At 71.2% G+C, this 26,097-nt stretch carries 23 protein-coding genes; 9 read left to right on the plus strand and 14 right to left on the minus strand.

The window, feature by feature from the left end; translation table 11 throughout:
• Positions 1 to 86: 86 nt before the first annotated feature.
• The 3 genes from ADL29_RS25460 to ADL29_RS25470 form a co-directional block, all read right to left on the minus strand.
• The gene (locus tag ADL29_RS25460; protein ID WP_053925988.1) at positions 87 to 1,556 is read right to left on the minus strand and encodes an amino acid permease; all 1,470 of its coding nucleotides are present in this window, start codon (positions 1,554 to 1,556) and stop codon (positions 87 to 89) included.
• A gap of 530 nt (positions 1,557 to 2,086) precedes the next feature.
• Positions 2,087 to 4,573, minus strand: a complete 2,487-nt coding sequence (locus ADL29_RS25465; protein ID WP_053925924.1) for a SpoIIE family protein phosphatase — start codon at positions 4,571 to 4,573, stop codon at positions 2,087 to 2,089.
• A gap of 157 nt (positions 4,574 to 4,730) precedes the next feature.
• The gene (locus ADL29_RS25470; RefSeq protein ID WP_078971279.1) at positions 4,731 to 6,383 is read right to left on the minus strand and encodes a PucR family transcriptional regulator; all 1,653 of its coding nucleotides are present in this window, start codon (positions 6,381 to 6,383) and stop codon (positions 4,731 to 4,733) included.
• A 460-nt stretch (positions 6,384 to 6,843) separates the two neighbouring features.
• Between ADL29_RS25470 and ADL29_RS25475 the strand changes: the two genes are divergently transcribed.
• Entirely contained in the window at positions 6,844 to 7,500 is a 657-nt protein-coding gene (locus ADL29_RS25475) for a hypothetical protein (RefSeq protein ID WP_053925926.1), read from the plus strand.
• Here the strand turns inward: ADL29_RS25475 and ADL29_RS25480 are convergent.
• The 3 genes from ADL29_RS25480 to ADL29_RS25490 all read right to left on the minus strand — a co-directional run bounded on the left by ADL29_RS25480 (position 7,478) and on the right by ADL29_RS25490 (position 10,388).
• Complete coding sequence (locus ADL29_RS25480) at positions 7,478 to 7,936, minus strand: HEAT repeat domain-containing protein (protein WP_245689628.1); 459 nt, start codon at positions 7,934 to 7,936, stop codon at positions 7,478 to 7,480. The genes ADL29_RS25475 and ADL29_RS25480 overlap by 23 nt on opposite strands.
• 11 nt (positions 7,937 to 7,947) lie before the next feature.
• Positions 7,948 to 8,853: a phenylalanine 4-monooxygenase gene (locus tag ADL29_RS25485; RefSeq protein WP_053925927.1), complete on the minus strand. Its 906-nt coding sequence runs from the start codon at positions 8,851 to 8,853 to the stop codon at positions 7,948 to 7,950.
• A gap of 149 nt (positions 8,854 to 9,002) precedes the next feature.
• A complete protein-coding gene (locus tag ADL29_RS25490) occupies positions 9,003 to 10,388 on the minus strand; it encodes an FAD-binding oxidoreductase (RefSeq protein WP_053925928.1) in 1,386 nt (461 codons plus the stop codon).
• Positions 10,389 to 10,547: 159 nt separating this feature from the next.
• Here ADL29_RS25490 and ADL29_RS25495 point away from each other — a divergent pair, with 159 nt between their 5' ends.
• Entirely contained in the window at positions 10,548 to 11,723 is a 1,176-nt protein-coding gene (locus ADL29_RS25495) for a sulfite oxidase (RefSeq protein ID WP_078971280.1), read from the plus strand.
• A gap of 15 nt (positions 11,724 to 11,738) precedes the next feature.
• Here the strand turns inward: ADL29_RS25495 and ADL29_RS25500 are convergent, their stop codons facing one another.
• The 4 genes from ADL29_RS25500 to ADL29_RS25515 all read right to left on the minus strand — a co-directional run bounded on the left by ADL29_RS25500 (position 11,739) and on the right by ADL29_RS25515 (position 16,328).
• Entirely contained in the window at positions 11,739 to 12,137 is a 399-nt protein-coding gene (locus ADL29_RS25500; RefSeq protein WP_078971287.1) for a nuclear transport factor 2 family protein, read from the minus strand.
• Between the two features lie 118 nt (positions 12,138 to 12,255).
• On the minus strand, positions 12,256 to 14,493 hold the full coding sequence (locus ADL29_RS25505; RefSeq protein WP_053925930.1) for a terpene synthase family protein: 2,238 nt from the start codon (positions 14,491 to 14,493) through the stop codon (positions 12,256 to 12,258).
• Between the two features lie 90 nt (positions 14,494 to 14,583).
• Positions 14,584 to 15,414 (minus strand): ATP-grasp domain-containing protein, encoded by an 831-nt coding sequence (locus ADL29_RS25510; protein WP_053925931.1) that lies wholly within the window; start codon positions 15,412 to 15,414, stop codon positions 14,584 to 14,586.
• Positions 15,411 to 16,328: an ATP-grasp domain-containing protein gene (locus ADL29_RS25515; RefSeq protein WP_053925932.1), complete on the minus strand. Its 918-nt coding sequence runs from the start codon at positions 16,326 to 16,328 to the stop codon at positions 15,411 to 15,413. Before ADL29_RS25515 ends, ADL29_RS25510 begins: the two co-directional genes overlap by 4 nt.
• Positions 16,329 to 16,769: 441 nt before the next feature.
• Here ADL29_RS25515 and ADL29_RS25520 point away from each other — a divergent pair, with 441 nt between their 5' ends.
• Positions 16,770 to 18,170 carry an amidohydrolase family protein gene (locus tag ADL29_RS25520; protein ID WP_078971288.1) on the plus strand — a complete coding sequence of 467 codons (1,401 nt, stop codon included), beginning with the start codon at positions 16,770 to 16,772 and terminating at the stop codon, positions 18,168 to 18,170.
• Positions 18,171 to 18,220: 50 nt separating this feature from the next.
• Here ADL29_RS25520 and ADL29_RS25525 read toward each other — a convergent pair whose 3' ends face one another.
• The gene (locus tag ADL29_RS25525; RefSeq protein ID WP_245689629.1) at positions 18,221 to 19,669 is read right to left on the minus strand and encodes an MFS transporter; all 1,449 of its coding nucleotides are present in this window, start codon (positions 19,667 to 19,669) and stop codon (positions 18,221 to 18,223) included.
• Positions 19,670 to 19,679: 10 nt separating this feature from the next.
• The gene (locus tag ADL29_RS25530; protein WP_245689630.1) at positions 19,680 to 20,495 is read right to left on the minus strand and encodes a GntR family transcriptional regulator; all 816 of its coding nucleotides are present in this window, start codon (positions 20,493 to 20,495) and stop codon (positions 19,680 to 19,682) included.
• A gap of 193 nt (positions 20,496 to 20,688) precedes the next feature.
• Here ADL29_RS25530 and ADL29_RS25535 point away from each other — a divergent pair, with 193 nt between their 5' ends.
• The 3 genes from ADL29_RS25535 to rocD all read left to right on the plus strand — a co-directional run bounded on the left by ADL29_RS25535 (position 20,689) and on the right by rocD (position 23,482).
• Entirely contained in the window at positions 20,689 to 21,207 is a 519-nt protein-coding gene (locus tag ADL29_RS25535; protein ID WP_046926869.1) for an Lrp/AsnC family transcriptional regulator, read from the plus strand.
• Between the two features lie 197 nt (positions 21,208 to 21,404).
• Positions 21,405 to 22,250 (plus strand): dimethylargininase, encoded by an 846-nt coding sequence (gene ddaH, locus ADL29_RS25540; RefSeq protein WP_053925934.1) that lies wholly within the window; start codon positions 21,405 to 21,407, stop codon positions 22,248 to 22,250.
• Positions 22,247 to 23,482 (plus strand): ornithine--oxo-acid transaminase, encoded by a 1,236-nt coding sequence (gene rocD, locus ADL29_RS25545; protein WP_053925935.1) that lies wholly within the window; start codon positions 22,247 to 22,249, stop codon positions 23,480 to 23,482. The genes ddaH and rocD overlap by 4 nt, the downstream gene beginning before the upstream one ends.
• A gap of 140 nt (positions 23,483 to 23,622) precedes the next feature.
• Here rocD and ADL29_RS25550 read toward each other — a convergent pair whose 3' ends face one another.
• Together ADL29_RS25550 and ADL29_RS25555 are read right to left on the minus strand one after the other, a co-directional pair.
• Entirely contained in the window at positions 23,623 to 23,817 is a 195-nt protein-coding gene (locus ADL29_RS25550) for a DUF397 domain-containing protein (protein WP_053925936.1), read from the minus strand.
• Positions 23,818 to 23,843: 26 nt separating this feature from the next.
• Positions 23,844 to 24,695, minus strand: a complete 852-nt coding sequence (locus tag ADL29_RS25555) for a helix-turn-helix domain-containing protein (protein ID WP_053925937.1) — start codon at positions 24,693 to 24,695, stop codon at positions 23,844 to 23,846.
• A 320-nt stretch (positions 24,696 to 25,015) separates the two neighbouring features.
• Here ADL29_RS25555 and ADL29_RS25560 point away from each other — a divergent pair, with 320 nt between their 5' ends.
• The 3 genes from ADL29_RS25560 to ADL29_RS25565 all read left to right on the plus strand — a co-directional run bounded on the left by ADL29_RS25560 (position 25,016) and on the right by ADL29_RS25565 (position 26,089).
• Positions 25,016 to 25,333: an ATP-binding protein gene (locus ADL29_RS25560; protein WP_245689634.1), complete on the plus strand. Its 318-nt coding sequence runs from the start codon at positions 25,016 to 25,018 to the stop codon at positions 25,331 to 25,333.
• A 166-nt stretch (positions 25,334 to 25,499) separates the two neighbouring features.
• Positions 25,500 to 25,673 (plus strand): hypothetical protein, encoded by a 174-nt coding sequence (locus tag ADL29_RS43680; protein ID WP_157878577.1) that lies wholly within the window; start codon positions 25,500 to 25,502, stop codon positions 25,671 to 25,673.
• Positions 25,658 to 26,089 (plus strand): hypothetical protein, encoded by a 432-nt coding sequence (locus ADL29_RS25565; RefSeq protein ID WP_053925939.1) that lies wholly within the window; start codon positions 25,658 to 25,660, stop codon positions 26,087 to 26,089. The genes ADL29_RS43680 and ADL29_RS25565 overlap by 16 nt, the downstream gene beginning before the upstream one ends.
• The last annotated feature ends 8 nt before the right edge of the window (positions 26,090 to 26,097 follow it).

Genomic DNA, 26,097 nt, shown 5'->3' on the forward strand with positions numbered 1-26,097 from the left:
GAGGGCGTGGTGGCGGCAGGGGTGTGGGGGAAGCCGTATGGGCGGCAGCGTGCCATGCACACTGCCGCCCGTACAGCCACCTGGGATTAACGAGATGTAACGGATGCCTGCTCGGCGGTGTTTCCGTTACGTCCGATCAGGTTCCGCACCAGCGAGATGCCGATCACGATGACCGCCAGCAGCACCGACAGCAGGACCTGGATCCGGCCGCCGCCCTCGCTGTCGTCGGTGAGCATGTAGCCGAGAACGAAGGTGATCATCGCGATGGTGGCCCAGGTCAGGTAGGGGAAGAGCCACATCCGGACGACCAGCTTGTCCGGGTTCTCGCGCAGGATGATGCCCCGCATCCGCAGCTGCGAGAAGCAGATGACCAGCCAGACGAAGAGCGCGACCGCGCCCGAGGAGTTCAGGAGGAACGCGAAGACCGTCTTCGGCCACAGGTAGTTGAAGCCGACGGCGACGAAGCCGAAGATCACCGACGCCAGGATCGCGGCCTGCGGGACGCCCCGGGAGTTCGTCCGGGCGAAGGCCTTCGGCGCATCGCCGCGCTGGCCGAGGGAGAAGGCCATCCGGGAGGCGGTGTAGAGGCCGGAGTTGAGACAGGAGAGTACGGCCGTCAGCACGATGACGTTCATGATCTGGCCGGCGTGCGGGATGCCGATGGAGTCGAGGGCGGCGACGTACGAACCCTTCTTCTCGATCGAGGGGTCGTTCCAGGGGAGGAGGGAGACGACGACGAGGATCGAGCCGAGGTAGAAGACGCCGACACGCCAGATGACGCTCTTGGTGGCCTTGGTGACCGCACGCTCCGGGTCCTCGGACTCACCGGCGGCGAGGGTGACGATCTCGCTTCCCATGAAGGAGAAGACGACCATCAGGACGCCGGTGAGGATCGCGCTGGGGCCGTGCGGGAGGAAGCCGCCGTGCGAGGTGAGGTTGCCGAAACCGGTGGCGGCGTGGCCCGAGCCGGGCAGTACGCCGAAGATCGCCAGGCCGCCGAGCACGATGAAGGCCACGATGGCGACGACCTTGATGCCCGCGAACCAGAACTCGAACTCACCGAAGGAGGCGACCGAGGCGAGGTTGGTGGCGGTGAGCACGACCATCACGATCAGCGCCCAGGCCCACTGCGGGACGGCCGGGACCCAGCTCGTGAGGATGGCGGCGCCGGCCGTCGCCTCCACGGCGAGGACGACGACCCAGAAGAACCAGTACAGCCAGCCGATGGAGAACCCGGCCCAGCGGCCGAGCGCCCGGTCCGCGTAGGCGGAGAAGGAGCCGGAGGTCGGGTTGGCGGCGGCCATCTCGCCGAGCATCCGCATCACGAAGACGACCAGCGCGCCGACCAGGGCGTACGAGAGCAGGATGCCGGGACCGGCAGCCTTGATGCCGGACGCGGAGCCCACGAAGAGACCGGCACCGATGACCCCGCCGACGGCGATCATGGACAGATGGCGGTTCTTGAGGCCCGAGTGCAGACCTGACTGTCGCGGGGCCTCGCCGCTGCCGGGAGGGGCGGGCGGCGCGGCCAGGTGGCCGGGGGGAGGTGTAGTCATCGTGACATCCATGAGGGTTGAGGGGTCATGCACGGGGTGACTGCTGGATCGCCTCGGTAGCTGGCTGCTCGCCAGGTTTTCTCGGTGGTGTTGTCGCTAGCGGTTCTCGGTGTCCGGACGCGCGCAGGGGCCGGGGTTGTCTGGCAGGTGGCGATCGTGGCCCTGACGCGTGTCGACCGCGGCGACAAGGGCCGCGGTCGTTCGATGCCTGCGTGGGTGGGGGAGGCGCCTACCGCGCGTCCACGCCGTGGCCCGCTCCTCCTTGTGGGAGGTGAGCCGCATCACGTCCGGTGTGGGATTTGCGTAAGCGTATGCGGCGATCCGCGACGGCGTATTTGTCCGGCCCGACAAATTAGCCCTCAATGGCTGTTCTGTCGGCCAATGCGGATCGGCCGGCGATGCGGCTCGCGGCCCGGTGACCGGCGTGCCCGCCGCCTCCTCCGCATCGGTTCGGCATCCGATCATCCCCGTGCGACAGCGGCGCGACCAGCAGCGGAATGCCGGATGAACGGAGCCGGGGCGACGGAACCTCAGGCGATCCGCGGCTGCGTTCCCGCCCCCTGCTCCGCCCAGATGATCTTCCCCGTGGGCGTGTACCGCGTCCCCCACCGCCGCGTGAGCTGCGCCACGATGAACAGCCCGCGCCCGCCCTCGTCGGTGGTCCGGGCATGGCGCAGCCGCGGCGAGGTGCTGGAGGCGTCGAAGACCTCGCAGATCAGAACGTCGGGGGCAGGCTGGCGGATCAGGCGCAGGGTGACGGGTCCGGTGGCGTGGCGGATGGCGTTGGTGACCAGTTCACTGACGATCAGTTCGGTGGTGAACACCAGCCCGTCCATGCCCCATTCCGTCAGCTTGCGGTCCACGAGCGTCCGGGCGCCGGCGACCACGGCAGGGTCGGCGGCCAGCTCCCAGGAGGCGACCTGGTGGGCGTCCAGGACCCGGGTACGGGCCAGGAGCAGGGCCGCGTCGTCGGACGGCGGACCGGTCAGCAGGGCCCTCACGACAGTGCCGCCGGTCTCCTCGAGGGACGCGCCGGGCACCGCGAGGGCGCCGCGCAGCCGGGACAGGCCGACACCGATGTCCTGGTCGCAGGCCTCGAGGAGGCCGTCGGTGTAGAGCGTGATCAGACTGCCCTCGGCCAGCTCCAGCTCCACCGATTCGAAGGGCATCGCCCCGAGGCCGAGCGGCGGACCGGCGGGCAGTTCCGGGAAGTCGACGGTGCCGTCGGGGCCGACGACCGCGGGCGGGAGGTGGCCGGCCCGGGCCATGGTGCACTTCCGGCTGACCGGGTCGTACACCACGTACAGGCAGGTGGCGCCCATGAAGGTGGCGGCCACGCCGGCGTTCTCCGCCTCGGCGGTCGCATCCGCGCTGCTCGTCTCGAGCAGGCCGATGACCAGGTCGTCCAGGCGGGCCAGCAGTTCGTCCGGCGGGGGATCGAGATTGGCGAGGGTACGGACGGCGGTGCGCAGCCGGCCCATGGTGGCCGCGGCGTCGATGCCGTGTCCGACGACGTCCCCGACGACCAGGGCGACCCGGGCACCGGAGAGCGGGATGACATCGAACCAGTCGCCGCCCACACCGCTGGGGGTGTCTGCCGGGAAGTACCAGGACGCCACCTCCAGGGCGGAGCCCCCGGTCAGTTCGTGGGGCAGCAGGTTGCGCTGCATGACGCGGGCGGCGGTGCGCTCACGGGTGTAGCGGCGGGCGTTGTCGACGCAGACCGCGGCGCGGGCGACCAGCTCCTCGGCGAGGCGTACGTCGTCCGCCACGAACGGACCCAGCCGGCTCGAGCGGGCGAACGTCGCCGCGCCCAGGGTGATGCCGCGGGCCTTGATGGGCGCCACCATCACCGAACGGAACCCGAAGGAACGGACGACCGCCGCCCGCTCCGCGGTCTCGTTGACCCAGGCGCTGTGCTCGAGGTCCAGATCCGCCTCCACCTGGGACTCGCCCTCGAGCAGACAGCGGGCTATCGGGGACGACGGGTCGCGCGGAACGGCTTCTCCGATGGCCAGCGCCGCCTCCGGGCAGCCTTCGTTGACCGACTGCTGTCCGCAGCGGCGCAGGACGGGGGCGCCGCCGACCGGCCCGGGGACCGGCTCCTCGCCCCTGATGACCGAGTCCAGCAGGTCGACGGCGACGAAGTCGGCGAGCGGCGGTACGGCGACATCGGCGAGCTCCTGGGCGGTGCGGGTGATGCCGAGGGTGCTGCCGATGCGGGCGCTGGCGGCGTTGAGCAGGGCCAGGCCCTCCTGGGCCCGCCAGCGTGCGGTGACGTCGATGACCATGTACCAGATGCCGACGCGGCGGCTTTGCGGGTCCTCCAGAACGAAAAAGGAAGCCGAGTAGGCGCGCTCCTGGTGGGGGTCGGCGTAGGTGGGGCTGCGGAACTCGTAGTCCATGACCGGCGATCCGGTCCGCAGGACCTTCTGCATCCGCTCCTCGAACGCCTCGGCCTCCAGCTTCGGCAGGACCTCGTGCACCGTGCGCCCCAGCCGCCGCTCCAGGGGGATCAGCCGCTCCAGTACGTCGTTGACCCAGACGTAGCGCAGATCGGTGTCGAGTACGGCCATGCCGACGGGTGCATGCGCCAGAAACGGCTCCAGCATCAGCTGGTTGACGCCGCCGCCCGGCAGCCGCCACTCCTCCAGGGCCAGGACCGACCACCGCTCCCGGCCCGCGCCTTCGGCGACGCCGTTGACGACGGGCGTCACCTGCACCGCCAGCTGCAGCTCCCGGCCGTCCCGGTGGCGCGCGGCGACCGAGCCGCCCCAGCCGTCGCCCGACCGGCACCACCGGGCGACGGCGGCCGCCCGTGCCGTGTCCCCGGGCACCGCCAGCAGCTCCGTCGCCGGATGGCCGAGGATCTCCGCGGCCCGGTAGCCGAGCAGCCGCTCCGCCGCCAGCGTCCAGGAGACGACCCGCCCCTGTGCGTCGAGTTCGGCCGTGGCCGCCTTCGCCATGTCACATGCCTGGCCGGCCCCGCCCGGCAGGGCGTCTCGTGAGGTCTTCATCGCCAGCCCGTCATCCACCCCGTCAGCCACAAGCCACACAAACGATTCAAAGCGCGCATGGTGGCACATCCCCCATATTGCCCACTTTGGAGTCAGTTAAATGGCCAGAAGGGATGAAACGGCGACGGACTGCCGGGCCCGCCTCGGCACCGCCGCCTCAGCCCGCCGCCGGCAACCGCAGCTGCAGCATCGCCAGCAGCCGCTGATCCGGACGGCTCAGATCCAGCCCGGTCAGCTCCTCGGCCCGGCGGATCCGGTACCGCAGCGTATTGGGGTGCACATGCAGCTCGGCGGCGGCCGCCCGTACGTCCCCGAAGGCGTTCAGATACGCCAGGACGGTCTCGGCCAGCTGCCCCTGGCTGCGGCTGTCGTAGCTCACCAGGGCGGTCAGCCGGGGGTCGCGCAGATCGGGGTGCGCGGCCAGCAGCGCCAGCAGTTCGCTGATCAGTACCTCCGCCTGGATGTCCGGCAACGCGGCGACGGTGGTGTCGACGCCGACCCGCACCATGGCGTCCAGGATCCGGTCCGCCTCCCGGCGCGACTCGGGAACGCCGCCCAGCCCCGGCACGATGCAGCCGACCGAGCCGCGCAGCGACAGCCCCAGGTGGCGGTACACGGCCTCGCTGATCTCCTGCCCCCACCCGCGCAGCGTGCCGACGTCGATGCTGCGCGGCAGCTGCGGCAGCAGGACGTAGATCCGCGCATCGACCTGGGTGACCAGGGCGCTGCGGTGCCGGGCGGCGGTGTGCACCGAGATCAGATTGCCGACCTCGGTGCGGGAGAGCTCCGACACCCCGGACGCGGTGTCCGCACCGCTCCCGTACGAGAACCCGAGCACGGCCGCCGGCCGGGCCAGGTCCAGCCCCAGATGCGTCGCCAGCGGCTGCGGCCCCGTGCTGCCTTCCAGCAGTCCGGCCGCCAGGGTCCGGGTCAGCGTCAGATCGGCGGACAGCTCCCGGCGGCGGCGTACGAGATGGAGCGCGGCGACCCGCGCGGCCCCCAGCAGCGCCTGGTCCGCATGCTCGGCCAGCGCCGCCGAACCCTCCTGCACCCAGATGATGCCCAGCTGCCGCTCCCCGGACCGGATGGCCACCGCCAGTCGGCGGCGGATGCCCGACTCCGGATCGCCGTCGATGTGGACCACCTCGTCCGAGGCGCGCAGCCGCTGGAAGACGCCCCACTCGCGCAGCCGCGCCAGATACTCCTCCGGGCTCTGCCAGCCCAGGATGGACAGCCGGCGCAGATCGTCCACCTCGTCGGAGTCGCTGGAGCGGGAGTACGCCAGCACCCGGGTGGTGGTGTCCTCGATGCTGACGATGCCCCCGGTGAGCACGGCGGTCGTCTGGGCGAGCGCGAAGAGGTCCCCTTCCCCGCCTGCCTCACCGTTGCCCCCCGACGGCGCATCCTCGAGCGCCGCGCGGGCCAGCGCGTCCACCTGTTCCCAGCGCACGTCCCGCCGTACGGACAGCAGCGCCACGCCCGCCTCGGCGGCGGCGTCGCTCAGGGCGGCGGCCTGCCCGGGAACGTCCAGCTTCACGGCGACCGCGGCGGCCCCGTCCCGCCCGCCGACCCGCACCGCGGGAAGAGCGGCACGGCCCCGGGCCCCTATGGCCAGGACCAGCGCGCCGGGACGGGCGGCGGGCGGATCCTCGGGGTCCAGCAGCGCCACGCTGCGGATCTCCACGTCCAGCCCGGCGGGCGCGGCCTGCAGTTCCACCAAGGGTTCGCCCAGCGACATCAGCAGATGACGGAGGCTGATGCCGGTGCGGGGCGGCGGTGGCGAGGGCGAGGGCGCGGCAGCTGGATCCATGATCGGTGCCTTATCGGTGCCTTTTATCGGTGCCTTGATCAGCGGCTTCGGCGGGTCGGTGACCTCTACCGATGCTATCCCGCCCGGGGACACCGGAAGGCAAATGACGAGTTACCGTCCGGTACGGCCATCAGTCGCCGCCGACCGCCGAAATCGGGCGCAACGGCGCTGGTCACCGGCGAAGTTGCCGCCCTGCCGCCCTAAGTCGCCCATTTCTCCGTCCGCTTGCAGCGACGGCTTTCCCAGCGATTCCCTGCGAATCCCAGCGATTCCCTGCGATTGCCTGTGAATCCCTGCGAAGGAAAACGGGCGGCGAACTCGCCGAATAAGCAACGCATGCAGGGCAGAACCGACATTCCTTCAAGGCATCGGCCGGTAGCACGTAATGTATAAGTAAACTCCTGACGGCGCTTGCCTCTTGAGGAGCGGGCACGCCCGGCCGCATCCAAGGAGGACCCCCATGGAAGAAGCCCGGATTCAGGCCGCCCGGGAGCGGTTCCAGGGCCGGGCGGCCCGGAAGGCGAGGACGCAGCAACTCGCCCCGGGCGAGGCGGCTTTCGACCACCCGCAGACCCAGGCGGACTGGAGGAGGACCCGGCGCAGGGTGCGGTGGAGCCTGACCCTCTTCTCGGTGGTGTGGACGGCTCTGTTCGTCGCCCTCGCCCTGGTCAGCCCGGAACTGGGCCTCTCCGCCAAGGCCGAGCACAACGTGACCGGCGGACTCGGCTCCCTGCTGTTCCTCTCGTATCTCTTCATCCTCTACTTCCGCCTCAGCTCGCTCAGCTGCCTGCGCCGTATCCGCGACGTCCTGCGGAGCGACGTCTGGCACCCGATCCCCGCGGCGCGCCGGCACTCCGGCGCCAAGGACCCGTACGGGGTGCCCGTCCAGCTGGACCGCGGCACCGGCCACGCCACGGGCGGGCCCGCCGCGCGCGAGCCGGTCCGCAAGACGAAGGGCGCGCCCAAGGTCCTGTCGGCCCGCAATCCCGTCCACCGGCGCCGCTGGCACCCGGCCATGGAGCAGGGCGCCTGGTACGCCGGCGACGCGGACCTCGCCGTCCTCGCCCTGCCGGGCGGCACCACGCTCATGGAGCTCACGCCCCGGCAGGGCTACTAGTCACTTCTTCGAGGGCCGACGCCGCCTCCTCCCGCACCCAGGCATCGGCATGGCCGAGGAAGGGCCGCACCAGCGGGGCCGCCGCCGGGTTCCGGGTCGAGCCGAGGATGCCCAGGGTGTGGCCGAGGAGCTCCGGGTCCATGCCGGCCATGCCGGGCACCAGGGGCAGGAAGAGCTCCAGCGGGAACGCGTAGTCGATGCAGGCCTCGCCGACGGAATGCAGCGCCGATTCGCGCACGCCGCGGTCCGGCTCGCCGACGGTGCGGCCGACCAGGCGGGAGACCACCAGCTCGGCGGCCGCCTGGGGCAGGGATCCGCCGCGCAGCCGGTCGCCGAGCTCGGCCGCGGCGATGTCACGGGTGCGGGGGACGGGGCCGGCCAGTGCCGCCAGGGCGTCGCGCAGATGCGGGTCGGGGTCGCGGTACGGAGCCTCCATGCCCGTGGACCCTACGGCCGGCCGCCCGCCCTGCGCGGCGCCGCCGTCACTCCCAGCCGCGGGCCCGTCTCGTCATCGAACTCCTCGCAGAACGGGCCCAGCACATCGCCCAGATGCCGCATGGACCGCGCGCTGAACAGCACCGGCTGGTACCCGGTGACGTCGTATGCGGTGCGCGCCATGTCCTGGATGTCCAGCTCCCGGATCTCGTTCCGCGCCAGCTGGGTGATCTCCGCGTACGAGGACAGCAGCGCGGCGCCGTACGCCTTGACCGCGCCGCCCTCCGTCATCACCCCGACCTCGAGGGTGAACCAGTACACCCGGCTGAGCAGGTCCAGGGCCGCCTCCGTACGGGCCTGTCCGGCGGCCCGCCCGATCAGGCGGTAGAGGGCGGCGAACTCCGGGGACGCCAGGTGGACGCCGTGCCCGAACACGTCGTGGATGACATCCGGCTCGGGGGTGTAGAGCGGCGCGGCCGGATGGCGCACGAACTGCACCGCGTGGAAGAAGCTGCGCTCCATGGACCCCAGGAACCGCCGGTTGGGCACGAACCCGCCGGCCGGGGTGAAGTCGAAGCCCGTACGGGACCGCAGATGCGCCCCCACCTCCGCATGCTGCGGGATCCGGTCGGCGGGGATCGCCGCGTCCTCCCGGGCGTCCAGTACGGCGCGGCACGCGTGGTCCCGGTGGGCGGGACCCAGCGCGGCATGGACCGTGCGCCAGGTCCGGTGCTCCGTCTCGGTGTAGGTGACCGGCGGGGAGGCGTCCCCCGGCGCATGCTCGCTCGCCAGCGCGGCGAGGGAATTGCGCCTCTCCAGATAGCGGCGGTCCCGGAAGCCGGGGTGGTGGCTCACGGGGCCCAGCCGCCCGTCGGCGTCGATCGGAATCCTTGCGGCATGCGCGGAGAGATCGGTCATAGAACGTATCGTGCCAAACCAGACACAACATCAACACTGCAGCGCCTCCGCCACGGCCGCCCCGACGTCCTGAGCCAGCCGCCCCCACACCTCAACCCCGCGCCGGACACGGCCCGTTCTCTCCGGCACGAGGCAGGACACCCGGCCCGCTACGGCACGTCCGCCGGCGTCACGTTCTGGTTCGCGTGGAAGACGTTGTCCGGGTCGTAGGTCCGCTTCACGCCCGCCAGCCGGTCGTAGTGGTCCCGGTAGGTGGCCCGGACCCGGTCGTGCCCCTCCCCCGTCCCCATGAAGTTCACATACGCCCCGCCCATCGAATGCGGATGCAGCTCCTCCCAATAGTCGACCGCCCACTGCCTGATGGTCTCGGCGTTGTCCGGGTCGGGGTCGATGCCCGCGATGACGCCGGACCATACGGCGTCCCGGTAGGCCCATGCCGTGTCGTCCTTGCCGACCCGCGCCGCGGCGCCGTTGACCGGGTAGAGGTGCATCGTCGACAGATCGGTGGGGATGTTCTCCCCGTACTTGAGGTGCACACCGATCGTGTCATCGGAGATCCGGTCGAAGAACGCCCCGCGCCAGTACCACTGCAGCCCCGGCGGCATCAGCTCGTCGAACATCGTCTGCAGCGCCGGATACGGCATCGGCGCCGCGAAGTGGAAGGTCGGCGCCCCGGGGCCGTCCGGCGGCGCGAGCGCCGTCTCCACGGCGGCCAGGTCGCCCGTCCAGCACCACACCACGCCGCACATCTTGTGGCCGTGGATGTCTTCCGGGAAGGGCGGCGCAGGCGGCACCACCAGCTGCGCGAAGAATCCGTTCAGGTCCTCGGACGCCGCGGGGAGGAAGTCCCGGTACCACTGCAGCACCTCGCGGGCCTGGTCGACGGGCCACAGCGTCACCCCCACACCCACGGTGTGCACGGGCCGCAGCTGGAAATTGAAGGACGTCACCACCCCGAAGTTCCCGCCGCCACCGCGCAGCGCCCAGAACAGATCCGGGTGCTCGGTGGCGCTCGCCGTGACGAAGCTGCCGTCGGCCAGCACCACGTCGGCGCCCACCAGGCTGTCCACCGTCAGGCCGTATTTGCGGGTGAGGTGACCGTGCCCGCCGCCGAGGGTGAGGCCCGCGACGCCCGTCGTGGACACGATGCCGGAGGGAATGCCCAGGCCGAAGGCGTGCGCGGCGTGGTCGACGTCGCCGAGCAGGCTGCCGCCGCCGACCCGCGCGGTCTTCGCCACCGGATCCACGCGGACCCAGCGGATCGGCGACAGGTCGAGGGTGACGGCGTCGTCCTGGACGCACAGGCCGGCTCCGCTGTGCCCGCCTCCCCGTACGGCGAGTTCCAGGCCGTGGTCGCGGACGAAGTCGACCGCGGCCATCACATCCGCCGCATCGGAACATCGCACCACTGCGGCCGGCCGCCGGTGGATCATCGCGTTGTAGACCGTGCGGGCCTCGGCGTAGCCCTGGTCCTGGGGCCCTATGACCGGCCCGCGCAGCGCGGCCCGCATCTCTTCCGCAGTGGTGCCGTCCATGGCGCACAACTCCCTCAACGAGCTGCCGGTATCGACCGCAACCCGCCCAGGGCAAGCCCCGCAGGGCTGCTGTCTCCAGCGTCCCGCCGGTCGCCGGACGCCGCAATTCCGGGCCGGGGCGAGGGCGCGCACCCTGCCGTGGGCGCGCACCATGGAGACATGGGCGTGCAGCACGGGGGCACGGGCGGCGCGGGTACGGCGAACGAGCGCCACGGCCCTGCCGCGCCCCTGACCGCGATCAGCCCGCCGGCCCGCCTCGCCGCTCCCCACGAGGCCCTCGGCCAGGACGAACTCGCCCTCGCCACCCGCAACCACGGCCTCCCCCTGGAGGCGCTGCGCTACGACATCACCCCGGCCGGCCTCCACTACGTGCTGATCCACTACGACATCCCGGACGCCGCTGCCGACGCCTGGCGGCTGACCGTACGGGGCCGCGTCCGCAACCCCCTGTCCCTCGACCTGGACACGCTGATGTCCCTGCCTTCGGCCACCCACCGCGTGACGCTGGAATGCGCGGGCAACGGCCGGGCCCTTCTCTCGCCGCGCCCGGTGAGCCAGCCGTGGCTGCTCGAGGCGGTCGGCACCGCCGAGTGGACGGGCGTACCGCTGCGCACCCTCCTCGCCGCCGCCGACGTGGCCCCGGACGCCGTCGAAGCGGTCTTCACCGGCGCCGATCACGGCCTCGAGCGCGGCGTGGAGCAGGACTACCAGCGCAGCCTGCCGCTTTCGGTCGCCACCGCCGACGGCCCCGAAGTGCTCGTCGCCTACGCCATGAACGACGCCCCGCTACCGCCCCAGCACGGCTACCCGCTCCGTCTGATCGTGCCCGGCTGGTACGGCATGGCGCACGTGAAGTGGCTGCGCGACATCACCCTCACCCGCACCCCGTTCACCGGATTCCAGCAGGCCACCGCCTACCGCTACCGCCAGACCCCCGAGGCCCCCGGCGAACCCGTCACCCGTATCGCACCCCGCGCCCTGCTGATCCCGCCGGGCTTCCCCGACTTCATGTCCCGCACCCGCGTCGTCCACCCCGGTCCGGTCCTCCTGGAGGGCCGCGCCTGGTCCGGCCACGCGCCGGTGACCAGGGTGGAGCTGAGCGCTGACGACGCCGCCACCTGGCGCCCCGCCCAGCTGGCCCTGCCGGACCCCGCCCACCCCTGGTCCTGGCGCCGCTGGCACACCACCTGGCCCGCCACCCCCGGCACCCACCACCTCACCCCTCGCGCCACCGACGCCGAGGGCCGCACCCAGCCGACCGCCCCGCCCTGGAACCGCGGCGGCTTCGGCAACAACCTGGTGCAGCGGGTCACCGTCGTCTGTCTCCCGGGATGACGGCGCGACCGTGCCTCAGACCGCCCCGAACGCCCGCGCCAGCTCCAGGCTGTCCTCGAAGGTGACATAGCGGGTGATCTTCCCCGCCTCGACCGTGAGGTGGAAGGCGAAGGGCGAGGCGAAGGTCCTCCCGGTGGCCTTGACCACGTGGCTCATGTCCCCGAGGGCGACGGCGTCGGCACCGTCGACGAGGATGCGGGAGACCGTGAAGTTCTCCAGCTGAAGATGGTCGGGAAGCGACGTGAAGAATTCGACGGCCTCGGCGCGCGTGGTGCGCCGGCCCGTCCAGGGCACCTCCTTCGCTCCGTAGATGTCCCATGCGATCTCGTCGGCGAAGAGCTCGCCCAGTGCGTCGATCTCGCCGGCGGCGAGGAGACGGTAGAACTCTTCGACGACGGTGCGGGTCTCGCTCACGGTTCCCCCGTAGGTCATGGGCCCTGGGCCCTGGTCAGTACGTGCTGTGCACAGTCGCCAGCGCGCGACGGGGCCGGGGTATTCCCCAACGCGCCGCCGGTTCCACCGCGTTCGGGCACTACCCCACCGGAGCGCCGAGCGACTGCAGCAGCCGCGCGGCCGAAGTGCCCAGTCCCGTGGGCCCTGCGAACCGGGCCTGCGCCCCCGAGCGGTGGCGCAGAAAGGACTCCCGGTAGCGGTGGCAGTCGCGGTGCCAGACGAGGCTGCCGGCCATCCAGTTCTCCAGTGCGCGCGCGTAGCCGTCGAGAGACGCGCGGGCGTCCGCCGACAGCGTGAAGTCGTCGCAGACGATGGGCAGTTCATTGGCCGCGACGTGCTGGAATTCCCGCATACGGGAGGTCATCAGATCGTTGATGACGGCCAGGGCCGTCGGGTAGTCGCAGGCGAAGAAGTTCTGGACGACCAGGATGCCGTTGTGGATCTCGCCCTCGTACTCGATCTCCTTCTGATACGAGAAGACGTCGTTGAGGAGCATGGTGTAGTCGGCGGCGGCGTTCTCGAGGGAGATCAGGGTCCCGGTGCGGAAGATCTCGGGCGGGAGCCGGCGGGCATGGCCGATGCGGCCGAGGGCCCTCATGAGATCGGCGCCGAAGGTCGCCCGGCGCATCTCGAGGTAGTCGACGGGGTCGGGGATGCGGTTCTGCGTCAGGTTGTCGAGCTCCCAGATCCAGCTGGCCGTCATCGTGTCGACGGCGTCCCGGATGGTACGGCGCGCGTCGGCCGTCGCGGGGCCGACGGTGCGTGCCCACAGGTCGGCCAGGGCGCGTTCCATGGCGTTGGCCGGCTCGGGCGCGGGGGTGGCGGGGTCGAGGGGCATGAGCGACGACAGCCGCTCATTGGTCGCCTTGGCGGTGACCAGGTCGCGGGTCCGGCCGAAGACTGCGGGGTAGTAGTCGTCCAGGTAGGTGCCCCAGGTCAGCCAATGGGAGATCAGGTCGAGATCCTCCGGGGTGGCATCGGGGTAGATCCCCGCCGAGGCCAGCGGGACATCGATGCCCAGGAGCATGCGCTCGTCCCAGATATCGGAGAGCGGGACGCCGGGCTGCGGCTCCAGCAGGCCCATTCGGTGTGCCCAGTCGATGCAGTTGCGGCGGGCGGCGTCCAGGTGGGGGCTGAGGCTCGCGGTGAACGGCATATGGAGGTCGGGGATGCGCGACGGCCCGACCTTCTGGTGCGGGGTGTGGGTGTAGCGGCGCAGACGGCGGATCTCGGAGGCGGCCAGGGAGGACTTCAGATCCGCGGCGGAGGTACCGAGACCGTCGAGGGCGAACGGCGACCAGGCGGTGCCGCTCGTGGCGGCCGTCCCGCCGCCGTTCATATAGCGGCTGGACCTCATATGCCATTCATGACCGCCGGACTGCCAGTCCTGGAGCCCCTTGGCATACGCCAGAACGTCGGCGCAGGCCTGCGGATCCAGGCCCTTTTCCGCGAAGAGCACCGGCAGTTCGCCGCACACGGTGTCCTCGAACTGCTGGAGGCGGGAGGTGATGAGGTCGTTGACGGCGTCCGCGGCTTCTTGTGTCGTACAGCCCAGAAAGGTTTCCAGGACCAGTACGCCGTTGCTCAGTTCGCCCTCGTCCTCCGTCTCCCGCTGGTAGGAGAAGAGGTCGTTCCGCAGATGTACGGCGTCGGAGAAGGTGTCCTTGAGGACCCGCAGCGGCCGCGAACCGGCGACGGCGGCCGGCACTTCCGCCCCGGCCGCGTATTCCACCAGGCCCGCGGACCACGGTGCGCCGCCCACCTTGCGGCGCATTTCGATGTACTCGACGGGATTGGGCACCCGGTGAATGTTGATGTTGGAGAGTTCCCAGAGCGATTCATTGAGGAGGTTCTCGGTACTTTCGCGGAACCGCGCCCGCCAGTCCCCCGACATGGCCGGGACGGTGCGCGCCCAGAGGTCCGCCAGCCCTGCCTCCACGGGGTTGGTCGGCTCGGGTACGGGCGTATCCGTGTCCATCGGCATAAAGGCCGGGAGCCGGTCGAGATATTCCTTGCCGCCTTCGCGGTCCAGTGTCCGTTTGAATCTCTCCAGGAAGTGGTCGTCGAAGAAGAAGACCCAGACATACCAGTCGGTGACGAGCGAGAGCGCCTCCGCGGAGCAGTCCGGATGCGTGTACGAGCACAGCAGCGCATAGTCATGGGCCTCGAGATCGCTCTCCTCCCAAACACCCGAACCCTCCAGCATTTCCATGCCGCGGGCCCATTCCTTCGAATGCCTCCGGGCCTCTTCCAGATGCGGGTTCAGCCGCGCCGGATACGGTGTGTAGAAGTTCGGCAATTCGAATGGCTGTGTCATTGCTGCTGACCTCTCCCCAGGGCTGCCGTGCACGGCGGATTGACGGCACAGCACTACCCCGGGGCGGCGCAGACTAGGCAATAAACGGCATTAACTTGCCGAAAGGGGCTCGGTGTTGGTAAAGGCCACCGGCGGTCGTGCGGCCGCCCGGAGTGCCAGTTCCGCCAATGCCTCCGGGGCACCCGCCTGTCCGCGGATTCCTGGAAAGGCATTGATGTCCACGATGAGCGGCGCGCCGTCACCGGCGTCCAGGATGTCCACGCCGTAGACCTCCAGGCCGAAGACCTCACCGACCTGCAGCGTCGCGGCGGTCCAGGCCGCGGGCAGGTCATCCGCCGCGAGGGGCAGCGTCGGGCCGCGCCCCTCCGGGGCCAGTTCCGAGCGGCGGCGTGCGGCGAAGAGCCGGCCGTCGACCACCCACAGTTTGTGGTCCCAGCCGCTGTTCGCGGTGAACTCCTGGACTATCACCGGCTCGTCGGGCCATGCGGCGGCCAGTGCGTGCAGCTGTACGGCACGGTCGGCGCGGGTCACGAGGTCATGGCGGCGGCTGTGGCGGCTCTTGATGACCAGAGGGACGGGCGGTTCGCCGTCCGCGGCCAGCCGGGCGAGTGCGGGGACGTACCGGGTCTCGGCGAACGGCAGCCCGGCGCCCCGGGCCAGCTCGGCCATCTCGACGCGGTCCTGGCAGCGCGCGGTGGCCGCCGCGGAGTTGATGACCGCCGCCCCGCGCTCCTCCAGGGCGGCGGCGAGGGCCAGTGCCCGCGGGGTGCGTGCCTTGAGGAGGTAGACATCGGCGAGACCGGCGGGCGGTCCGGCGGCCCCGGGGTCCAGGAATTCCACCTGGTGGCGGGGGCTCAGCAGCGCGGTGGTGGCGGCCAGCAGCGGATGCCCCGGATCCGCCGTGACCAGGCAGATCCTCACAGCGCACCGCCCACCGCGGCGGCCGGCCGGGCCGGCGGAACGGTCGCCGTGGCAGCCGGTACGACGGCCGGGTACCCCGCAAGGGCCTGCCCATCGCCCGTACGCGCGAGCCGCAGCACCGCCTCCCCCACCCGGGCCACCGCATCGGGCACCTGACGGAAGCTGGGGAAGTCATTGACGTCCACGACCACCGGTCCGTCCGGCCCGAGCAGGATGTCGGCGCCGTACAGATCCAGCCCGTAGACCTCGCCGATCTCGGCGGTGATCCGGGCGATTTCGGGGGTGAGCGGGACCAGGCGTTCGCGGACGGTGTGCGCCGGGTGCAGCGGTGAGCGGCGTTCGGTGGCGTACAGATCGCCGGCGACGCTGTACACCTTCAGATCGGTGCCGGAATTGGGGACGTACGGCTGCGCGATGAGCAGCCCCCCGACGGCAGGGCCGGCCTCCGCGAACCCCGGGTCCAGCAGCCGGTCCGGCGAGGCGACCAGCCGTACGGCGCGGCCCGAGCTGCCGTCAGCGGGCTTGACCACCAGCGGGTATGCGGCCTGGGGCAGCTCCGCGAACTCCTCGGGCCGGACGGCCGCGTAGGTGTCCGGGACGGGCAGCCCGCTGCGGCGTCCGATCACCGCCGCCAGCGCCTTGTCGCGTACGCCCCGGATCGCCCGTGCGTCGTTCACCGTCGTCAGGCCGACGGTGGCGGCGGCTTCCAGGAGGGTGAGGCCGGGACCGCCGGAGACGGTCTTGAGGATCCAGGCGTCGTGGCTGCCCGCCCGGATCGCCTCCGATATCCGGATCAGCGACCGGCCCGGCCAGACCACGTCCACCTGGTGTCCCCAGGCGCTGAGTTGGCGGATCACATCCAGCGGCATGCCGTCGTGGCGGTACTGCTCCTCCACCAGGAAGCAGAGTTTCATCGGTACACCTTCATCACCCTCGCGGACGCCGCATGACGCACCAGGATCCCATGCGGCACTCGGGCAACAAGCTGGGGACCGCGCGGTGAGCTCCCTTCCGTTTCCCGGCGTCCACGCCGTGTTTCGGCGGCGTTACGCCACCCCCGGCGCCCCGCTCCGGCGCCCTGACCTGGGCGGCACCGGACGCCGCCGAGGGCTGCGCCACCCGCCTCCCCACCTCGTAAATCCCGCATGTCGGAAGCCTTGTTCCGCTTCTGGCGCGGTCCTAAGGTCGGGCCACCCCGGGGACGGATCGGCAAGAGATCGGCACGACAAGCACGACAAGAGGTCGGCAAGCGGTACGTACACGTACCGGAGTACGGGAAGCAGGCGAGCGGGTTGGCGAACGAACAGCACAGCGGCTTCGGGCGGCGTGGGTTTCTGGCCGGTGTGGGCGGGCTCATGGGCGCATCGGGCATCGGCGGTACGGGCACGGCGCACGCCGCCGCCCCGCACGACGCCCCGGGGAAGCCGGACGGCGGGCCGCGGCCCGCACACTTCCACGGCACCCGGCAGCTGCTGATACCCGAGCTGCTGCTCCTGCCGGACGGTCCGGTGCGGGGCCGGGCCGTGCTCGTGGAGGGCGGGAAGTTCCGCGCCATCGGGCCGGCCGAACAGCTCATCACCGCACACCGGGACCTGCGGCCGGTGCGCCTCGACGGCCATCTGCTCATGCCGGGCTTCGTCGACGCCCACCATCACCTCACCCAGAGCTTCGGCAAGGCCCAGTCGTTCGGCCAGCCCTCGGAGATCTTCAAGACGATCTGGGAGCCGCTGGAGCACGCGCTGGACGAGGAGACCGCCTATCTCTCGGCGAAACTGGCCGCCCTGGACGCGCTGCGCGGCGGCTTCACGACCGTCGCGGACGCCGGTACCCGCGCTCCGGTCGATGTGGCGGCGGTGGCGAAGGGCACCGAGGAGGCCGGTATTCGCTGCGTGCTCTCCAAAATCGTCTCCGATGGGCAGGGCGGGCCCGCGCACCTGGCGCGGTGGGACAAGCACCCGCTGATTCATCCGTCACTGGCGATCGCCGTCCCCGAGAACGCCACCGCCTCTGTCATCAAGAACACCGCGGAGCTGTGTGCGGATGCAGGCGCGGTCCTCCAGATCCACGTCAACGAACATCTCGCCTCCGTGGAGCGGTCGCTGAAGAGCGTCGGCCGCCGCCCCGTCGACTATCTGCACCACATCGGCGCCCTCGGGCCGCATGTTCTCGGTGCGCACGCCACCCTGCTCACCCCGGCGGAGATGCGCATGCTGGCCGACTCCGGCGCGGCGATCAGCTACAACCCCGTGGCCAGCGCCTGGAAGGGCAATGCCGTCGCCCAGGCCACCATGCTGGCCGCGCTGGACGTACGGTTCGGACTCGGCACCGACGGCACCCGGGGCGACGGCTTCCGGCTGCTCGACGCGGCGGAGTCGGCGCAGCGGCTGACCGTCGGGCTGGCGACCGGGGACTCGGTGTGCGGGGCCGGGCGCCTGTGGCTGGAGCATGCGACGTCCCGCAGCGCCGACGCGCTCGGGCTGGGCAAGGTCACCGGGGAGATCGCCGTCGGCAAGGCCGCCGACTACCTCCTTGTGGACATCAACGTCCCGGAACTCACCCCTTCCTACGATCTGCAGTGGGAACTCGTCCGCCTGGCGAACCGCGATCTGATCACCGCGGTGGTGGTCGGCGGCCGGCTGCGGCTGTGGGAGGGCTGGCCCACGGACTGGGACGCCCGCGCCCTGGTGGAACGGGCGGCGAAGGTGGGGCCGGAGGTCGTACGGAAGGCCCAGATACAGCGCGTCGAGCCGCGGTAGCGCGAGGAACCGGGAAACGGACGGGGCGGTGGCCGGCCGTCAAGGGCCGGTCACCGCTCCTTCGGCATCCACCACCCGACCACCAGCGCCGCGGCCGCAACTCCCCCGGCCAGCCCCAGAGTTGCGGTATGCATCCCGCCCGTGAACGCCTCGACGGCCGCCTCCCGCACCCGGCCGTCCGCCGTACGGGCCTCGGCCGCCGCCACCGTCGTCGGATGGCCGGGCCCCGCCAGCACCGCGGGCAGCCGCGCCGTGAACACGGCCGTGGTGATCGTCCCCGTCACCGCGATGCCGAGCGCACTCCCCAACTCCCGCGCCAGGCTCTGCAGTCCGGACCCGGTGCCCGCCCGGTCGGCGGGCAGCGCAGCCATCATGGCGTGCGAAAGGAGCGGCGTGGCGATGCCGCAGCCCAGCGCGGTGAGCCCGGCACCGAGGGCGTAGAGCGCGTACGGGGTACGGGCACCGGCGGCGGAGACCGTGGCCAGTCCGCCCGCCAGCACGCCCATGCCGACGACGACCGTGCCGCGCCGCCCGCACCCCCGCTCCAGCAGCAGCCCGCACCGCGGCCCGGCCAGCAACGCCGCCGCCATCGGCAGCAGCCGCACCCCGGCCCCCAGCGCCCCGTACCCCTTGGCGTACTGCAGATACTGGCCGTTCAGATAGAAGAGCCCGAACATGCCGGTGAACAGCGCCGCCATGCCCACCGCCCCCGCGCGCACACCGGGGCGCGCGAACAGCCTCGGGTCGAGCAACGGCTCGGCGACCCGCAGTTCGTGCCGCACCCAGGCGGTCAGCAACACCCCCGCCGCGGCCAGCGTCCCCAGTACCACCGGACTCCCCCACCCGGACTGCGGCCCCGCCACGATCCCGTACAGCAGCGCGAGAAATCCGCCGGTCAGCAGCGCGCTGCCGAGCGGTGCGGCCGGGCGCGGACGGCGCGCGGTGACCGGGGTGACCACGGCGACCAGCAGCAGGGCGGCCAGCGCGAGCGGCACCAGGCAGGCGAACAGCGTGCGCCAGGTGCCGTACTGAAGGGCCGCGCCGCCGCCGACGTTCCCCAGTACGGCGGCGAGCCCGGTCATCGACGCCCAGACGGCGATGGCCCTGCGGCGCGGCCCGTCCGCCGGCCCGTCCACCAGAAGCGCCAGCGTGGTGGGCAGTACGGCCGCCGCACCCGCCCCGGCGATCATCCGCCCCGCGATCAGCACACCGGCATGCGGCGCCACCGCGCACACCAACGAGCCGGCCGCGAAGACCGCCATCCCGCAGAGCAGCGTGCCCTTGCGCCCCCGCCGGTCGGCCAGCGCACCGGCGGGCACCAGCAGGCAGGCGAAGACGACGACGTATCCGTCCACCACCCAGACGACCGCCTCCGCGGAGGGGTGCAGCGTCCCGGCGGAGAGGCGGGGAATGGCCAGGTTCACGGCCGAGACCGCGCCGACGACCAGGGTGACGCACAGACACATGGCCACGGTCACCAGGGCGCGGGGGCCGCGCACCGGCCGCCCCCTACGCCGGGCGGGACCGGTCCGCACCCGTACCCCGTACCCGGTCGAGCGTCGCATGCAGGGTCAGCCGGTCCCCCCGCAGATGAATGAACTCCAGGTCGGCGGGGCGTCCGTCGGCGAGCCGGGTGAGCCGTTCGACGGCCAGCACCGCGCCGCCCCCGGGCATCGCCAGCACCGCACACGTCGCCGGATCCGCGACCACGGCCTGAACGGACACCTCGGCCCGCCCCAGCCGCACCCCGACCCCGGTCTCGATCAGATCGAAGACGTCCTGCCGCTCCAGCGCGTCCCTCCCCCGCGCCAGCAACGGCTCCCCCACCTCCGGGATGAGATAGGTGCAGTCCAGCGACAGCGGCGCGCCGTCCACCCGCCGCAGCCGCTCCAGATAGACGGCCGGGCTCCCCTCCGCCAGCCCCAGCCGCCGGGCCACCGATCCCGGCGGCCGTACGACCCCGGCCTCCCGCACCTCGTTGACGACCGCTCCGTGGCGCCGCAGCACCTCGGCGAGACCGGACAGTTCCCCGAGCGGATGCTCGTACGCCCGCCCGACCACCACCGTCCCCACACCCCGCCGCCGTACCACCAGCCCCTCGTCGCGCAGCAGCCCCAGCGCCTCCCGCACCGTGTTCCGCGACGCCCCGAACTCCGCGATCAGCGCCCGCTCGTCCGGCAGCACCCCGCCCGGAAACGCCCCCCGCAACACCTGCCGCCGCAGCACATGCGCCACCCGCCGGGCCCGGTCGGCCCGCGTCAGCGACTCGCCGGCCGCCGCACCGTCCCCGTACGCGTCCCCGTCCCCCGGCTTCGGACCACCCACAGAGCCTCCTCGCCCACCACCCATGTCACGGCCACGCACAGCCATCCACGCCCACCGACGCTAGGCACCGCAGATTGCGGCGACGTTACGCCACCCCATCTGACCTGCATCGATGTATCACCTGCGAGTTTGCGGGCGAGGGCGGGCGCAACGCCACCCCCTGCACCGCCCCACGGGTCGCTACGGTGGCGCCATGCCCAACAAAGCCGCCCCTTTCGACACACTGGACCGCCAGATCGTCGCGGCCCTGACGGAGAACGGACGGGCCAGCTTCGCGGAGATCGGCGCGGCCATCGGGCTGTCGTCCACCGCGGTCAAACGCCGGGTCGACCGGCTGCGCGAAACCAACGTGATCACCGGCTTCTCCGCCACCGTGCGACCCGCCGCGCTGGGCTGGCTCACCGAAGCCTACGTCGAGGTGTACTGCGACAGCGCCGCACCGCCCCGCCGCCTCGCGGAGGTCGTCCGCAACCACCCGGAGATCGCCGCCGCGATGACCGTGACCGGCGGCGCCGATGCCTTGCTGCACGTCAGGGCCAGGGACGTGGAGCACTTCGAGGAGGTCCTGGAGCGGATCAGGACCGAGCCGTTCATCCGCAAGACGATCAGCTACATGGTGCTGTCCCATCTACTCCCGGACAGCCCGGAAGCGGGCGCACGCCGCCCCGCCACGCCCGCAGCCGCACCCGACAGCGCAGCAATCCAGCGCTGACAGCCCCTCATACGCAGCATTCCTGCACCGATAAGCAGCCTTCGTTTCTTGTGGCCGGAATCGGGCGCTCCGTACCGTGGAAGTCGCCCGAGTGACGATCAGTGACCTCCCATCACCCCTCGGTCACCTCTTCATCTCCGGGCACCCCGTTCATCCGCCCCACCTGCACACCGCGCAGGAAGCGAAGGGATGCTTCTGTGCCGACGAGCCGTGCGCCGCGCACCCGGCGCTATCTGGTCTGTGAACCCCGACACTTCGACGTCCACTACGCCATCAACCCCTGGATGCGCGACGACGCCCAGGTGGACGCCGCCCTCGCGGCCCGCCAATGGCAAACCCTGATCCACACCTTCCGCGACCACGGCCACCAGGTGGAGACCGTCGACCCGGTCCCCGGCCTCCCCGACATGGTCTTCGCGGCCAACTCCGCCCTCACCCTCTCCGGCAAGGTCTTCGGCTCCCGCTTCCACGCGCCGCAGCGCCGCCCGGAGTCCACCGAGTACGCGACGTGGTTCAAGGCGTCGGGATACGACGTCTACCAGCCGGAGTCGATCTGCGAGGGCGAGGGCGATCTCGTACCGGCCGGCCGCTACATCCTCGCCGGCACGGGCTTCCGCACGACCCGCGATGCCCATGCCGAGGTGCAGGAGTTCTTCGGCGTACCGACGATCGGCCTGCGCCTGGTGGATCCGTACTTCTACCACCTGGACACGGCCCTCTTCGTTCTCGACGAGCCCGCCGGGAGCGCCGGACCGGACGACGACGCCCCGACCATCGCCTACTACCCCGAGGCGTTCTCCACCGGCAGCCGCGAGGTCCTCCAGCGCCTCTTCCCCCACGCGATCCTCGCCACCAGGGACGACGCCATGGCCTTCGGCCTCAACTCCGTCTCCGACGGCCGCCACGTCTTCATCGCGCCCGGCGCGACCGACCTCATCGACCAGCTCACCGAGCGCGGTTACGTCCCCGTCCCCGTCGACCTCTCCGAATTCCACAAGGCCGGCGGCGGCATCAAATGCTGCACTCAGGAGATCCGCTCATGACCGCACCCGCCCGTATCGCCCGCCCCGGCACCCCCCGCTCGTCCGCCGAGCTGATCAAGTCCGAGGCCCCGGTCCTCGCCCACAACTACCACCCCCTCCCCGTGGTGATCGCGCGCGCCGAAGGCGTCTGGGTCGAGGACGTCGAAGGCCGCCGCTACCTCGACATGCTGGCCGGCTACTCGGCCCTCAACTTCGGCCACCGCCACCCGGACCTGATCGAGGCCGCCCACCGCCAGCTCGACCAGCTCACCCTCACCTCGCGCGCCTTCCACCACGACCGCCTCGCCGGGTTCGCCGCCGGCCTGGCCGAGCTGACCGGCCTCGACATGGTGCTCCCCATGAACACCGGCGCCGAGGCCGTCGAGAGCGGCGTCAAGGTGGCCCGCAAATGGGCGTACGACGTCAAGGGCATCCCCGCCGACCAGGCCACCGTCATCGTGGCGTCCGGCAACTTCCACGGCCGTACGACCACCATCATCAGCTTCTCCGACGACGACACCGCCCGCGCCGGCTTCGGCCCCTTCACCCCCGGCTTCCGCGTCGTCCCCTACAACGACATCCCCGCCCTCGAAGCCGCCATCGACTCCACCACCGCCGCCGTCCTGATCGAACCCATCCAGGGCGAAGCGGGCGTCCGCATCCCCGACGACGGCTACCTCACCGCCGTGCGCGATCTGACCCGGCGCGAGAACTGCCTCCTGATCGCCGACGAGATCCAGTCCGGCCTGGGCCGCACCGGCCGCACCCTGGCCATGGACCACGAATCCGTCACCCCCGACATCCTCCTCCTCGGCAAGGCCCTCGGCGGCGGCATCGTCCCCGTCTCCGCCGTCGTGGCCCGCCGCGAGGTGATGAGCGTCCTCGGCCCCGGCCAGCACGGCTCCACCTTCGGCGGCAACCCCCTCGCGGCCGCGGTGGGTTCGGCCGTCATCGACCTCCTCGCCACCGGCGAATTCCAGGCCCGCGCCGCCGAACTCGGCAAGGTCCTCCGCGCCGGCCTGGAAGACCTGTCCACCCACGGCGTCACCGGCTTCCGCACCCGCGGCCTCTGGGCCGGCATCGACATCGACCCCTCCCTCGGCACCGGCCGCACCCTGTGCGAACGCCTCCTCCAGGAAGGCATCCTCGTCAAGGACACCCACGGCTCCACCATCCGCATGGCCCCGCCCCTGACCATCACCCGGGAGGAACTGGAGGGAGCGTTGGCGGGGTTGCGGAGGGCGTTGGCGTAGGAGCCCCCGTAGCGAGGGTTCTGCCGTACGGCGCCTGGCACTGACACCGGGCCCTGCGGCAGGACCCGGCCACGGACATCCTCCCCGGACGGCAAAGAGGGCCGATTCCTCTGGCAGTGCTGCTGACCCCCGAGGGGCCCTCAGTCGGCCTTCAGCGTCTCCACGAAGGAGGCCCAGGCGGCGGGGCCGAAGACGAGGTGGGGGCCAGCGGGGTCCTTGCTGTCCCGTACGGGAATGACACCGGCGAAGCCGTCGGCGACCTCTATACAGTCGCCTCCGTCCCCGCTGTAGCTGCTCTTGCGCCAGGTAGCCGCTTCGAAGGGGGTGTTCATCATGCGTAGCCTCTCTTATTTCCGTGCTGCTACATGCTTCGCCGCACCTCGGCGATCAACTCGACACTGTCAGCCGGGCTCAGGGTGACCGACTGGAGCGAATCGAAGATGACCGCATACTGGGCCGTTTCTTCCTGAGCCTCCATGTAGAGCATCCCGGTACGGTGCTCTACTGACACCACCTCGGGATAGGTGGGGTTGGGAAAGCTGAAGAGCACGAACGCACAGGTCAGCCCGGCGTGTGCCCCGGCTCGGTCTGGGATGACTCTTATCTCAACCGAAGGGTGACCGGCCATGGCCTCCAGGTGCTCCAGTTGCTTACGCATCGCCTGGCGACCGCCGACCTGGACTCGGAGTGCCGCCTCGTTTTCGACCACGTACAAGCGAGGTGGGTCGGCGCGCTCCAACACCTCCTGCCGCTTCATGCGTGCCTCAAACAAGGCCTCCATCCCCTCGTGCCCAAGGTTTGAGGGACGAGTGGAGAGCACGGCGCGCGCATAGTCGGGGGTCTGCAAAAGCCCCGTGATGAGGGTGTTGTGGAAGGACCGAATGCAGGCCGCCGATTCCTCGTAGTGGATGAGGTCCGTTATCGACGGACGCACGAGCGCCGCGCGTCGCACCCACGCAGGCTCTCGTCTGCGCCTCGCCAGTGACACCAGGTCGTCGACCTCGTCAGGATCGTCCACCTCATAGAACGTCAGCAGATCACGCAGCTCACCCAGCGAGATCCCAAGGCGTGCGTTCTCAACCCTGTTGATCTTCGTCCGGTGGCACCCGATGCGCTCGGCCGCCTCCTCCGGGCTCCTCCCCGCCTGCTCTCTGAACTCGACGAGCTTCGCAGCAAGGCGGCGACGCCAAACCGGTGGACTTGCTCCGGCCATGCGGCCCCCCTCTCAACACATCCGTGAGCAGAACACTAGCCCCTGCATGCGATGTTGGGACAAGTTCCAATTGGACAGTTGCATTTCAGGCGAGTCCGGAGCAGTCTAGTTCGCGATCACACAGCGTCTCGTAACCGTTACGGCTGGGTGATCTTGACGCTCCGTCATGCGCACCAAGGGGATAGCCATGTCCGCACGCGCCCGACCTGCTCTCACCACCCCCACCCCACCTCCCGCCGTGGCATACCGCTTACCCCCCTGACGGGCGGAGCGTCGGGTGGGCCCGCAAGGAGCTGAGACGGCATCTGCGGGTCTGGCACATCGGCGGAGAACTGGCCTACATCGCAGAGCTGTTGCTGTCCGAGCTGGTCACCAATGCGGTGCAGGCGTCCACACCCGGCGCCACACCGCTCGGCATCCGCTTCGCGCTCGTCGATGGACGGCTCCGGCTGGCGGGGCGGGACGGGAGCGACGAGCAACCCGTGATGAACCGAGACACCGAGGAGGACAAGGAATGTGGTCACGGCTTGGTATTGGTCGACGCCTTGGCGCACGGCTGGGGCGTCGACCGGCGCGCCACCGGAAAGACCGTGTGGGCGGAAGTGGCCGTCACTGTAAGGGGGTTGAGGTGCCGGTAGCGGTGATCTACCGGGCGTCGGTCGTTGTCCTGTGTCCGGACGGGACCGCCTTCGACCTCGGCGGCATCATGTCGGCCTCCCCCGGCCGGGCCCTGGGATGGCTACGGAAGCGGGCCGAGCAGGTGGCCGTCCAGTTAGGCGCTCCGTATGACGGCGCGGTGCGCAAGTGTTTCTGGGGGACGAGGGCGAGTACCAGTGGACGCTGTACGGGCTCGCGGCCGACTTTCCGTTCAGGCTCACCGCCGATGACGGGGACGGGTGCACGTACGTCCTCGCCGTACGGGCCGAGGACGGCACCGGAGCGCGGCACAGTCAGGAGGCGGCATGGCTGGCGGCGTGACACCGGGCCCGTTCACCCTCCTCCCCGGCTACTGGTGTGAGCGGTTCGTTTATTCGTCCCTGTATACGGAGGTGCCCGTCTCCTGGGCCGTCATGACCACGACCAGTGCCGTACCGGCAGTGCGCTGCATCAACGCGGACGCGCGGCGGATGGCGTTCGGGCTGCCCGAACGGGAGCGGCTGCGGGCGCTGGACCGGATGGGACGGCAGAAGCCGCTCGGGGCGATGGCCGCACTCCACCGGGGCGAGCCCTGCGGGCTGGGGCTCAAACTGGGCGGGGCCTGGGTGGAGTGGTCGGCCCGGCCGGTGCTGTTTCTCCCGCTGGCCGGCCGCACGCAGCCGACTTGCCCGCGTACGGACGAACTGCGGGAGGGGTTCGGTGCGCCTCTGACGATGGCAGCCGATGACTGCTCGTAGCCTGACGC

Origin of the sequence: Streptomyces chattanoogensis, from assembly GCF_001294335.1 — a bacterium.
GTDB lineage: Bacteria > Actinomycetota > Actinomycetes > Streptomycetales > Streptomycetaceae > Streptomyces > Streptomyces chattanoogensis.